Genomic DNA, 12,230 nt, shown 5'->3' with positions numbered 1-12,230 from the left:
CATGCGAGTAGCTATGTTTTCGGAGATTCATTTTCGTCGCTCGATCATCGGGTCGGAGCGTCGTTCACCATTGGAGTCTCACTCACGTTAGCCTTTAGTGTAAGGTGGCGGCCTGCATTCCCGTTGCAGAGGGTTGCGTCGTCAGAAAGATGCGCATCACCTCTTCGCCCGCTACGTGCCGGTCGCGGATCAGCTTCTTCGCGAGCAGGATGATCGCGTCGCGGTGCTGGCGCGCCAGATCGTCCGCGCGGCGCTGCAGGCGGCGCAGGTCGTGCTCGACCATCCGACGCAGCGTCGGATCGCGCTCGAGCACGTCGAGAGCTTCGTGGGCGCTGGACCGCAGCGCCAGGTCCCTCCCGAGGCCGTAGGCGGCGTGCAGCGACGCCGTCGTGCTGGTGGCGATACCGAGATCGGATTCGAGGTTGCCACCGGCGCCAGTCGAGATCGAACCGATGCAGACAAGCTCGGCCGCGCGTCCGCCCAGCACGCCGACGATGTAGTCCTCGAGCGACGCTCGGGTCGGCAAGATACGGTCCATGCCAAGGGTCGTGGCCCCGTGGGAGTTCGCCTGGCTGGTCAGGAGCACATTGCGGACGCTGACGCCGCCGGTGGCGAGCCCGACGATCGCGTGCCCGGCTTCGTGCACCGCGGCGCGATAGGCCTTGGCAGGCGGCAGCGTGTTGGCGGGCACGATGGCGGCGAACAGATCGGCTTCTGTCATGGCACGCTGTGCCCGCCGGGCGATTCGCCGCGCGGCTCGAACCTTTTCCATGATCTCGGCGCCGGTCGCCCCGGCCAGCAGCGGGCCCAACCGGCTAAGGTTCACGTCGGCGAGCTCGCCGGCCAGGTGATAGCGGAGGATGTTGATGGCGCCTGCCGCGTTGGGGCGGGCGATCTCGATCGAGCGCTCGAGGCGCCCGGGTCGCAGGATCGCCGGATCCACATGGTCGATCATGTTGGTGGCACCGACGACGACGACGCCTTCGCGCTGGCCAGCGACCGCGGCATCGAGCAGCAACAGGAAGTCGTTGATCACCGGCGTCCACCAGTCCCGGCCACGCGGCGACATGGTGCGGCGGTCGGGGATCGCGTCGATCTCGTCCAGGAACAGGATGCAGGGCGCGGACTCGGCGGCCTGGGTGAAGACGGCCCGCTGCGCCTTGATCACGCCATCAAGGTCACCGCTTGAGGAAGCGAAGAACTCCGAGACCGAGGTGGCGACCAGCGGCATACCACAGGCCGACGCCAGCATCCTGGCGTACAGCGACTTTCCGCAGCCGGGCGGCGAGTGCAGCACCGCGCCACGATCGACTTCGCTCCACGCGATCCGGCCGGCCCGATAGTCCGAGATGTCGGCGGCCAGCGCCAGGCCCCATTCGCGGGCGGCGCCGTATTCGATCGCCGAGGCGAGGTCGGGCAATCGGCTCGCCGGCCCCTTCGCAATGGCCCGGCGAGCCGCCGCCTGTAGCCGCTTGACCACGTCGCCGGGTCGCGACCCAGGACGCATCGCCGCGATGATGGTATCGAGGTCCATCCCGGCCAGCAGGCTGTCGTCGATGCGAACCGGCACGTAGCCCGCGAAGGCGCGGCGCAGCGCGTCACGCAGCACCGCTCCGTTCGGCTGCGCGATCACGATCGTCAGGTCCGCCGCGCTGGTCAGCGCCGACGGTAACAGGGCGTCGGGCCGCTGCGAAACCCCGAGCACCCGCATGCCGGCCGTCAGCGCGCCCGACACTTCATCGTTGGCCACGCCCGGCCTGTGCCCACTGCGGCTGGAGCCATCGCGGGCGAAGATCTCCCAGGTACCCTGCTTTCTCAGATACGAGGCAACCGGCGCGACCCAAGAGGCCGTCGGCACTTGGATGACGACCGCTATCGCGTTTTCGTTGCGCAGGCGATCACGCGTTGCCTCGTTGGTCGCAGCCTCGAACGCCGCGGCGACGACGGCCTCGCGTGGACGCGGGCGTGAACGGGTGCGCTTCTTGACGCCGTGCACCCGTTTCGCCGCCGCACCGCCGGACGAGCTGCACACGTCGCCTCGTCCAGACGCCACGGGGGCCCAAGGGCGAAACACGTGTCTACGGGCCGCCGGGTCGAGCGGCATGGCGGTCAGTTCGCGCTTCTTCCGTTTGCGCGCAGCGCTGGTCATGACCGGCCCCTCACCATGGTGGTTGGCCCGAGCGGCTCGGTGATCAGGTCGAGTTCGAGCATGTCGGCGCAGGCGAGCGCAAGCACCGCCGGGCTCGGATCCCGCTGACCGCGCACCCGGCGCAGCAGGCAGCCGAGCGCCATCGGCCCGTCGTCGCGCAGTACGGTAAGCACCTGCATCCGCATCTCGATGCCGACCGGGTGGTGCCGGTAGTCCCAGACGAGCCGTGAGTTCGCGAACCGCGGCTGCCGGCGAATGTCGTCCTCGCTGATTGTGAGCAACGGCAGCCCGAGCTGGTCCAGCGCGAGCAGCGCCAGGCCCTCCTCCTCCACGTCGCGGACCGGACGGGCTGGCACCACGTCGAGGACGTGGCGCCCGTCGTCCCGGACCAGGACGATCGCGTCGAGGGTTACCGGTGCCTCGCGAACCCGCGACGCCGGCACGAATTCGATCGCGCGGACCAGCGGGTCGAGCGTCGCCTGCACCAGCGCCTCGCGAACGAGGTCATGGCGAGCCGGGATTGCGGTGCGGGTCTTGGCGGAAACGAACAGCGACTCTGCGCTGACGCGCGCATGGGGACGGGATCGGACCATGAGGACACACTCGAGCACTTCTGGATCTGGATGACGGCATCGATCTGCGGGGGATGCGTGTCGGCGTCGTTCATGCTCACCTCCTCAAACGGTCACGACAAAGTTCTGATCGAATTCCGGATTGTCCCAGGTCCGGAAGAGCGGCGGCCACGGGCCGTAGCCCTTGGCGTTCGACACCACGCGGGTTGCGCCAATCTGGGCGTCGAACCATTCGTGGGTGTGTCCATGCACCCATACGTCCGCCGGGCGTAGCGCACCCGGACCCGGCGACATCAACACCGTGAGGTCGCTGCCATAGGCGGCGTACAGCAGGTCCTCGCGCGTCGGCTCGATGGGTTGCGTACGCGGCCCGATTGGCGCGTGATGGGTGACCACCACCAACGGCCCGTTGCGGGGGTGCCGCATGGTCGCTTCGAGGAAGGCGCGTGACGCATTGTGACGGGCGAGCGCGTGCTGCGGCCGGAAACGCTCGGCGTACCGATTGATCCGGATCTTCTTGTAGTCATTCATCATCTCGCCAGCAGCCAGCATGGCGCGCTGCGGATCGCCGTAGAGGTCGAAGTCGGTCCACAGCGTCGCGCATGCGAACGTCACGCCTCCGATCTCGAACGTCTCATTCTCGAGAACGTGGACGTTGCTGCCTTCGGCGGCGGCGCGCGCCTTCTGGACCGTGCGGTCGATGTCGGCGCCGTAGGCCTCATGGTTGCCGGCGATGTAGATGACCGGTCGGTCGGCGACGCGCTCGCGCAACCACGCGACGCCGCGCTCCATGCGCGGCATCAGGTCGCCGGCGACGACCAGCACGTCGTAGTCCGGCCGCTCGCCTGGACCTGGCAGGTCCCAGCCGCGCGTCAGCTCGACATGGATGTCGGACATGATCCAGATACGCATGGTCGTCAGTGCCTGGTGAGGGTTTCGAACTCGGCGATCTCGCGATCGATGTCGTCGAAGGCATTAGGGTGGACGTCGAGCAATTCTTCGATCGTCAGCGCGAACTGGACGCGTGCCGACCCGCATGACGGGCAAGCCATCGTGCCGTCGTACTCGAACGGTCCCTCGGCCCGGCAATCCGGGCAGCGAAAGCGCGCCATCGCCCTACTCCTCGCTGAAGTACACAGTGGCGGGGTCAACCTCGATGAAGCGGTCGGCCTCCCGGTCGTAGCGCCGGCAGGTCACCGTGACGGCGTCGCCGTCGTAGTGGCGGATGACTTGCAAACGCTCCCAGCCGGGGCGCACGCGCACAGGCTTCCCTTGGCGGTGGATGTCGCAGCGCGTGGAGAACCAGCCGCTATCGTTGAACAGCCGCCCCTCGGCGCCGCATTCTTCGCAGGTGCAAGCGGAGCGCGCCTCGGCGAGATCGACCGCCTCGCCGATGGTCGATGCCGTCGCCGGCTGCAGGTCGCGCGTCTGATAGTACAGCCGTAGCGAGCCGAACTTCCCCTTGATCTGATCGACGCTCGCCGAACCAATCGGGTCGGCGGCGACTGCCGCGGCGATCCGGCTGACTGCGGTTTCGACCAAGTCGCGCCAGCCATTGCCGACCTCCGGCTTGCGTGGGGTGATGATGCGGCCCTGAAATGTCTGGCTGAAGAGTGCGGGATAAGCTGCCGCCAGGGCCCACCGCCAGTCTCCGGAACGCTGAACCAACATCGGAGGACTCCACAAACGCTACCGAAACAACGCTCGGAACATATCGTGAACGAGGTCCCGGCGCAATAGCTTTCTATGGATAATTTGACATATGTCGATATCGACCCTACCTTTTCTGAAGAAAGTCTCGTAGAGTCAGCGGGATGAGGCTCATATAATGTTAGAGGCGCGAAATCTGTGGGCCGGACACGCGCATCGGTTGAGCAGGCCGGCCGCGCATGGGACGTTTCCCGCATCTCTCAGAGGATTGCCGATGGCCGACGACACCGCACCCGTACGGCGGGGGCGAAAACCATCCGAGGACGACGGGCGCCGGCAATTCCTCACCAAGATGAAGGTCGACATCATCAAGGCGATCAAACAGGCCGCGCTCGAGGACGACACCCACGCGTGGCAGATCATGGAGGAAGCCGCCCAGCAGTGGCTGGAGCGTCGAAGGTCGTCACGTGAACGCGAGTAGGGTTAGTTTGCCTGCTGATGTCGGATGGTGACCGAGGTCGTGCTTCCGCGATTTGCCGCGTAAGTCTCGTTTTCGGAAAGGCATCCTCGGATGCCGTTGGATTGGCAAGTGAAGTTTAGAGGTCAGGGAGTAGTGCGCGACCTGAACGATTTTTCGGCGGAGTATCCGTTAGCGCGGAAATTGGTATACCGAACCATCATGTAGCGGATCGCTGGAAGCTTTCCATGCAAGAACATTTTCTGTCCAAGGCACGCCTCGACATTTTCAGGCCGTTTACCGGCAGGCATCGCGCCGTCTTTTTCGAGGTTGTCACCGAAATTTATGAGCGCACCCTCGGCGTGAACGCCGACTACGAGATCGTACTGGATCGGTCCGCGCTGACGGAAATCATTGTTGATGCGCTTGCCAAGAACAGGTCGCTGATCTTTTCTGGAGAAGACGGCGACGAGGAACTCGACGACGCCGCCGACGATCGTGAGTATGCCGACAAGGTACGCAGGAGGTTGAAGCTCTTCGGCATGATCGAGGAGTACAATGATTCAGCCCACCTCAAGGTGCTCTGGCGGTTCACGCCGGAGGGTAAGCGGATCGCCAAGATGTTCGCTGATACGCGACGCAAGACATCCGTGGCGCGCCAACGCAGCGTGCGCGCCTGCAAGGGGGCGCTGAAGGCGTTCGCTGACGAGGGAAACCACGAATATCTGGTCGACGCCTACGAATACGCCTCGACGATCTTCGACGACGTCTGCCAGGTCTCCGACCTATTCGCCGAGCACCAGCGCCGCATCATGGGGCATTCCTTTTCGACGTCGAAGGAGGCCCTCGCCGCATACATGCTGGGCGTGAATGATTTCGACAAACGCGCCTCGCGGTATTTCGACAGCGACAACATCTACAACCACGCCTCCGACATCGTCGATCTCACCGAAAGCATCGCATCGATGAATCCGGTCGTCCTGGAGGCCGTGGACCGCAAGATTTCGGAGGAGAATCCGGCACTGGAGGAGGAGGCCAACGGGGAGGCGGTCCATGCCTGGATGCTGGCCAGAATTCGCAGGGTCGTCGAATCGACCCGCGACATCAAGCATGAGGAACTCCACCGGGTCGTGGGCGAATTCTCGACCAACTACGCGATCCTGATCGGCAGGTTGATCAAGCTGAGCGCCGTCGGGGACGATGACCCGTTGATCAGGTTCGCCACCATCTTCGCGGCCGCCGGCGACGAGGAGCGCGACGAAATTTCCCGCGAGATGCTCAGCCATCTATTCCCGTTGCGCGCGGATCTTGTCGATCCGGCCGACCTCAAGATAGCGGAGCGGGCCGATCGGGTGCGCACGCCGACCAAGATCGTCCGCAAGCAGCCCTCGCGCGAGGAAAGGCTGCAGGCGGCGATCCGCAACGCCATGACGGCGGCGTTCGCAGTCCCGGCCAAGGAAGTGGTCGGCCGCGTCCACGCGGCCGTGCTGGCCGGCGGCGGATCGACTTCGGTGATGCAATTGCCGGTCGAAGGCGCCCGCTCGCTCCTCGCGGCGATGTCAGCCGTCGAAATCGTCCGGAGCCTGGGCGCCGAAACCGGGCTGACGGTCTCGGAAGGCGAGGAGTGCCGCTCCAACGGAATGTTTCGCGCCGTCGATCACAAGATCTCGGAAAGGGCCTGACATGAAGTCGATCCAGGACCGGCTCAAGACCAAGAACGTCAGACTGGAGGACTTCCAGGCAGTCAACGCATTGCTGATCAGCCGCGGCTTCCTTTCGCGCGAGGATAGCGTGCGTCACCGTGCCCTCTACATGGTCGCTCAAAGGTGTCAGGAAGAGATCCAGGACGTGCTCACCTTCGTCTATGGCGCAAATCTGTTTCACGATCCCAGCACCTCCCATTTTCGCCTCCAGCCTTTCGGCGCACGCGACATCGGTCTGCCGGACGTCGGCGAGGAGATGGAGATCCGGCGCGAACTGAAGGGGGCGGTCCACAAAGACTTCACGGCCTCGCTGCTGACGCTGAAGCTGCTTTACGACGAACATATCGTGGACCGAAAAATGGGTCCGGGCGGGCGTGTAGCCGTTCGGGTGACCGAATTCGTCACCGCCATGAAGGTGAACTTCAAGGTCGACCTGCCGGCAGCCGACTTCCACCGCAAGGCGATCTTCATGAAACTGAAGAAGCACGGCGTCGCCGAGTTCAACATCGACGAACTCAAGGATGAAGACGCGGTCATCAGCATCCGCCCCGAGATCAGTTCGCTGGTCTACGACAGCGCGGTCGCCGCGGCGGTCGCCGCGGTCGGGGAGTTGGGCCGAAATTCCGCCGAGGCGGGGGCTTCCCTTGCGACCTCCGACGACATGGAAGTGGATGCCGCACGATGCTGATGAAGCAGGTGACAACCGTCAACTGGGGCCAACTTCCGATCGGCGACGTGGGTCTGGCCGACGTCGTGCTGCTCGGCGGCGAGACGGGAGCGGGCAAATCCTCGTTCATCGACGCCGTGATCGGCGTGATGACGGGCAACGAACTGCGGTTCGCCAAGTACAATTCGGCTCAGAGCGAGACCTCGTCGAGCAAGAAGACGAAGCGGACGGTGGCATCCTACGTCCTCGGAGCCGACGACAGCGCCGAGCCGCACCGCCAGCACGGCGCCCACGGCTATGCCGGTCTCTATTTCGAGCCGGACGAACGCGACGACGGGGCCGGCCAGCCGTTCACCGCGATCGTCGGCGTGGAGGCGCGGCTCGAAAGGCTGGCCAGCCAGCCGGTCTACAAGTCGCTGGAAGACGTCAGGATCATCGTCTTCGGCGCCAAGGTCGGCGCCTCCGACCTGACCAGGAACTCCGAAGGGTCCGAGGAGGTCATTCCGGTCAACGAGCTTTTCGTCGCCCTCCGCAAAAAGTTCGGCAAGGAGGCCGTCCGCGACTACAGCACGAAGACCGAGTACGTCTGCAGGCTCTACGCGACCCTCAAGGGACTGCCGTCGCCGGTTGATCGGCGCGAGGCGGAGGGGTGCATGCGAGCCTTCGTCAATTCGATCGCCTACCGGCAGCCCGACGACATCGACGCGCTCATCCGCGAGGACATCCTGGAGCCGGACGACAACGCCAGGATGATCGAAACGCTGAAGACGACGATCACCGATGTCTCCAATCTGAGGCACCAGGCAGAACGGTTGGAGAGCAACGTCAGGCTTCTGGAGGAAGCGGACCGGCTGCTCAACGACGGGGCGAAGCACTTCATCGAGGAGTGGATGTTTGCCGCGTGGAAGCGGCTAGGCTGCTGCAGGACGCGGTAAACCGCCGCGACGAGGCTCTCGCCGCCAAGGAGACGGCAACCGCCGGCCTCGAAGAAGTCAACAAAGCTATCGGCAACTGCGACAATCAGGCCGCGTTCCACAACGAGGTCTATGAGCGGCTGCGGGCGCAGATCAGCGAGAGCGACGTTCATCGCGTCCGTCAAGGCATCCAGGACAGGATCGCGCGGAGCGCCGACGCCATCCGGAGCTTCGAGCAGAAGCTGCGGAACGCCACTCTCACGCTCGGCGCAGCCCGCAACGTAATCCGGCAGTCGATGGCGGCTTGTGCAGGCATCGAGGAATTGCGGGAAGCCGCAACGAGGCTGTCCGCAATTGGAGACCGGATCGACGGAATTAGGCTGCCGGACGTCGAAGGACATTTCCGTGCCGTGCAGGACGGACTCGACGGCGGCGCGGTGGCCGCCCTCCAGGAAGCCATTGCCGCGATCGACACGGCCGTCGGCGCCGGCTGGACGGCCGAGATTGACTCCGTCGCCGAGACGTTCAACTCCGCCAGGGACAAGCTGCGCCAGGATATCGACCTGCTTCGCACGAAGCGTCGCGAGAGCGAGGTCAGGCGCCAGGCGTTGGCATCCGGCAGCACAAGCTATCCGCGCGGTGTGTCGGAGTTCGTCGCTCACTTGGCGCGGGTTCTTCCGGAGGCCAAACCGCGCATCCTGTGCGACGTGGTCGAGATGAAGGATCCGACCTGGCAGAACGCGGTGGAGGGCTTCATCGGCGGCGACCGGTTCGCCATCCTCTACGAGCCGGCCTATGAAGCCAGGATCATCGCGTTGTTGCGCTCCTACCGCGATGCGAGCGGCTCCCGTCCCTCGGTCGCCCAGATCGGCCAGGCGCTCAGGGACGCGGGCACCGCCGTTCCGAACTCGCTTGTGGGCAAGGTCAAGAGCGATGATCGGGTCGCGATCGGGTATCTGACCGCCCGCTACGGTCGCAGCGTCTGCGTCGCATCGGAGGACGAACTGAAGGACGTCCGCAGCGGGTTGCTGCAGGACGGCGTCTCGGTGTCCGGCTACAACTACCGCAACCGCTCCGAGCCGGACGAGAGACTGGTGTTCGGCGTCGAGGTGCGTCGCCGACAGGCCGAGGCACTCGGTCTTGCGATCGAGCAGATCGGCAAAGAAATCACGGTCAAATCGACCAGCGAGCAGGATCTCAAGAACGCCGTCGGTCTGATGGGACGTACGAGACCGGCCGACTTCCAGGATATGGAAGTGGGACCGTTCCAGGCGGCCGGCAAGGAACACAGGGCTGCGACCCAAGAGCTTGAGAACCTCGACGTATCGAGCATCGCCGACCTTGAACGGCAGGCCAGCGATGCCAAGGCCAAGGTCACGGAATTCGTCGATCGCAAGAATGAACTGCTGCCCAAGGTTGGCGAACTTAGCCGGGATATCCGGACCGCCGAGGGAAAGGTGGCCGATGAGGACGAAGCGATCCGCAAGCTGTCTCCGGATGCCGAACGCGCCGACGCGAGATGGAAGGCGGCTCTTGCCGCGGTCCCCGAGATCAAGCGGCTGCCCTATCAAACGCTCTATCGGCAGGAGATCGAATCGACGAGACCGGTCAAGTCCTTCCGCGACCGCAACGTAGAGCGGAGGTCGTGGACGCAGGATTCGAAGAATGCCGCCGAGAACGTGCTTCGTGATTACAATCGCGACGCTCTCGAATATCAGAAGATCGCCGTCCACATCCTTCAATACCCGTCGCCATCCCCCTCCCCGGATCACATGGCGGAGTGGCTCCGATCGCAGTTCGAGCAGGTGGCCTTCCAGATACGGCGCCAGCGGGACACCGGTCTGGTCGAGCAGCGCGGCAAGCTGGTGCTGGCCGAACAGCAGTTCACGAAATCGTTCACGTCGAACTTCTGCCTACGCATCCTTCAGAGGGTGACGGGACCGGACCGGACCATCGACATCATCAACAAGAGCCTGGAAGACATCAGCTTCTCCGGCGACAAGATACTCATGACTCAGTCGCTGCGGGAGGAGTACAGCGAGTATCTCGACCTGTTCCGGGCCGTTCGTGAACGCACCGAGGCCGGGCCGGCCGACCTGTTCTCGGCGGCCGAGTTCGCCCCCGCGCAGAAGGCGACGCTCGAAGCGCTCCGAGTGCTGCTCCTGTCCAACGACGTCGAACATTCGATGCGTGAATTGAATCGGATCGCGGACTACCGGAATTACAAGAAATACGACTTCGAGAAATCGTCGAAAGGCGGCGATCCTCGCGGTCTTTCGACGTGGGGGACGGGATCGGGAGGAGAGGCCGAGACGCCGTTCTACATCATCCGCGCCGCCGTGTTCGCGGCGAGCTTCAGGCTCTTCTCGAAACAGAAGATCTCGCATTTCCGCACCTTGTTCCTGGACGAGGTCTTCAAGAACATGGACGAGACCAGAACCAGGCGCGTCATCGATTTCCTCACAAAGGAAATGGGCTTCCAGCTCGTCTGTGCGGCGCCGACCAAGTCGATGGCCGCCCTGATGGACGTGTTCAATCGGCGCATCAGCTTCTCGAAGTCGCCGACGGCGGGATCTCAGACCTGGATCGACGAAGTCGATCTCGAACAGCAGAAGATTGCGGAGGTCTACGAAGAGCACCGTCGCAACACCATCCAGGAGGTGACGGCGAAGTTCGAGCTTGAAAATCCGTTCAAGACGGGCATCGGCGAAGCTGCGGAATGACGCCTGATACGGCCCTCAACGACCCGCTCGCGAGGCGGCTGCTCGGCAGCGCGCTGGATCGGCTGGACCGGGCGCTGCCAGAAGACAGAACGAACGCCGTCAGGATACCGATCGACGAGAAATCGGCGCCGGAAATATTCAAGGCGGAGACCAGCGCCGACCGGGAGATCGCCTGGCATGTCCTCGATGTCCTCGCCGACGCCGGGATCGGGGTCGTCGCGTATCGACGAGCGGCGCGCCACGGTTCGCGTGAGGATCGCCAACCCGTCTTTCAGATATCGACCTCACCAGCCAACGAGGACCGCCTTCGCGCCTTCTACGGCCGCCCGCGTCCCGGTCTGAAATATTCCCAGGAATGGTGCAGCCTGGTGCGATCGAGCAATCTCAACGAAGGCGCAAAAGCGTTGATCGCGGGGCTACCGGTCGTCATCCAGGGTCGATCCGCAGAGGAGGTCTTCCGGCGGCTTATCTCGATCCGGGATCTTCATGATCCCCACGAAAACCTGTATTTGCGGGAGATCTCCAGTCGGGCGTTCTGGGGGCTGTCGAAGATTCTCGACAATCGGACCGACCTCGTTGCTGCGCTGTTCGGGGTGGAGGAGTGCCCTTACCCGACCCAGCCAATCCACCTGAACGTCTATTTCGCCGGAGCATTTTCATGGATGCTCTTCATCGAGAACAAGACGTCGTTCGAGCGCGCCATGCGAGACGCCGCAGGAGCACTTACGGTGCAGCGCTCATCGCCCTATGCCGGCGCCGCCCTGATCTATTCGGGCGGCTTCATGGGTACGGCCGGGCGAATACGGCAATCGAATGGCTCTCGAACCTTCTACTGTCTGGACGCCGTATCGAGGGCGGCCGAGGTCGAGGCGTTCGAGAGCGTATTGTATGGCGGCGTGGATATCGCAACGGCATTCTGGGGCGACCTCGACTACGCCGGCATGTCCATTCTAACGGTCCTGCGGACCAGTTTCCGCGGAGCGCGAGCATGGGAGCCAGGTTATGCGCCGTTGCTGGCTCGGCTCGAAGCTGGCGAGGGACATACACCGGAAGAGGCCCGGAAGTCCGGGCAGAAGCCGGTCTCAACGACTGGCTGCTGCTATGCGGACGGGTTTCTGATCCCCGCCTTGGCAAAGCATGGTCGGTTCGTTGACCAAGAATAGCGGTGGATGCCTTCAACGACGGAGCGCCCTCGGGATGATCTTCGGTCTCGGACCGTCGGGCGAGGATGTCGTGGTCGGAAGTTTGATGTTGAAAGCCTGCTAGTAGCGAGTTGCAAATGACTGTCAAAGGGCCCGCCATCCGGACGCAGCGCGGCTAAGCGACCAGCGTGCCGCGGGAAGGCGGTGCCATCCACGAATGCGAGGAACATGGATGGGGCCGATTTTGCGAAGC

11 protein-coding genes are annotated in these 12,230 nt (G+C 64.0%); 6 read left to right on the top strand and 5 right to left on the bottom strand.

Annotated elements, in window-relative coordinates; all coding sequences use genetic code 11:
• Positions 1 to 94: 94 nt before the first annotated feature.
• The 5 genes from DY467_RS10245 to DY467_RS10225 form a co-directional block, all read right to left on the bottom strand.
• Positions 95 to 2,149, bottom strand: a complete 2,055-nt coding sequence (locus DY467_RS10245; RefSeq protein ID WP_164635782.1) for an AAA family ATPase — start codon at positions 2,147 to 2,149, stop codon at positions 95 to 97.
• The gene (locus DY467_RS10240) at positions 2,146 to 2,742 is read right to left on the bottom strand and encodes a hypothetical protein (protein WP_164635780.1); all 597 of its coding nucleotides are present in this window, start codon (positions 2,740 to 2,742) and stop codon (positions 2,146 to 2,148) included. Before DY467_RS10240 ends, DY467_RS10245 begins: the two co-directional genes overlap by 4 nt.
• An 84-nt stretch (positions 2,743 to 2,826) precedes the next feature.
• Positions 2,827 to 3,633: a metallophosphoesterase gene (locus tag DY467_RS10235; RefSeq protein ID WP_164635778.1), complete on the bottom strand. Its 807-nt coding sequence runs from the start codon at positions 3,631 to 3,633 to the stop codon at positions 2,827 to 2,829.
• Between the two features lie 5 nt (positions 3,634 to 3,638).
• Positions 3,639 to 3,833, bottom strand: a complete 195-nt coding sequence (locus DY467_RS10230; protein WP_164635776.1) for a hydrogenase maturation nickel metallochaperone HypA — start codon at positions 3,831 to 3,833, stop codon at positions 3,639 to 3,641.
• A gap of 4 nt (positions 3,834 to 3,837) precedes the next feature.
• On the bottom strand, positions 3,838 to 4,392 hold the full coding sequence (locus DY467_RS10225; RefSeq protein ID WP_164635774.1) for a hypothetical protein: 555 nt from the start codon (positions 4,390 to 4,392) through the stop codon (positions 3,838 to 3,840).
• Positions 4,393 to 4,645: 253 nt separating this feature from the next.
• Here DY467_RS10225 and DY467_RS10220 point away from each other — a divergent pair, with 253 nt between their 5' ends.
• The 6 genes from DY467_RS10220 (at position 4,646) to DY467_RS10195 (ending at position 11,998) form a co-directional block, all read left to right on the top strand.
• Positions 4,646 to 4,852: a hypothetical protein gene (locus DY467_RS10220; RefSeq protein ID WP_164635772.1), complete on the top strand. Its 207-nt coding sequence runs from the start codon at positions 4,646 to 4,648 to the stop codon at positions 4,850 to 4,852.
• Between the two features lie 224 nt (positions 4,853 to 5,076).
• Positions 5,077 to 6,510 (top strand): Wadjet anti-phage system protein JetA family protein, encoded by a 1,434-nt coding sequence (locus DY467_RS10215; RefSeq protein ID WP_164635770.1) that lies wholly within the window; start codon positions 5,077 to 5,079, stop codon positions 6,508 to 6,510.
• A gap of 1 nt (position 6,511) precedes the next feature.
• Complete coding sequence (locus DY467_RS10210) at positions 6,512 to 7,219, top strand: DUF4194 domain-containing protein (protein ID WP_164635768.1); 708 nt, start codon at positions 6,512 to 6,514, stop codon at positions 7,217 to 7,219.
• Positions 7,213 to 8,133, top strand: a complete 921-nt coding sequence (locus DY467_RS10205; protein WP_164635766.1) for an ATP-binding protein — start codon at positions 7,213 to 7,215, stop codon at positions 8,131 to 8,133. The genes DY467_RS10210 and DY467_RS10205 overlap by 7 nt, the downstream gene beginning before the upstream one ends.
• On the top strand, positions 8,100 to 10,835 hold the full coding sequence (locus tag DY467_RS26780; RefSeq protein ID WP_164635764.1) for an SbcC/MukB-like Walker B domain-containing protein: 2,736 nt from the start codon (positions 8,100 to 8,102) through the stop codon (positions 10,833 to 10,835). Before DY467_RS10205 ends, DY467_RS26780 begins: the two co-directional genes overlap by 34 nt.
• Positions 10,832 to 11,998 (top strand): hypothetical protein, encoded by a 1,167-nt coding sequence (locus DY467_RS10195; protein WP_164635762.1) that lies wholly within the window; start codon positions 10,832 to 10,834, stop codon positions 11,996 to 11,998. The genes DY467_RS26780 and DY467_RS10195 overlap by 4 nt, the downstream gene beginning before the upstream one ends.
• The last annotated feature ends 232 nt before the right edge of the window (positions 11,999 to 12,230 follow it).

Source organism: Rhodopseudomonas sp. BR0G17 (assembly GCF_010907025.1).
Lineage (GTDB): Bacteria > Pseudomonadota > Alphaproteobacteria > Rhizobiales > Xanthobacteraceae > Rhodopseudomonas > Rhodopseudomonas palustris_H.
The sequence above is the reverse complement of the archived record's forward strand: the minus strand, read 5'-3'. Positions and strand labels throughout refer to the sequence as shown.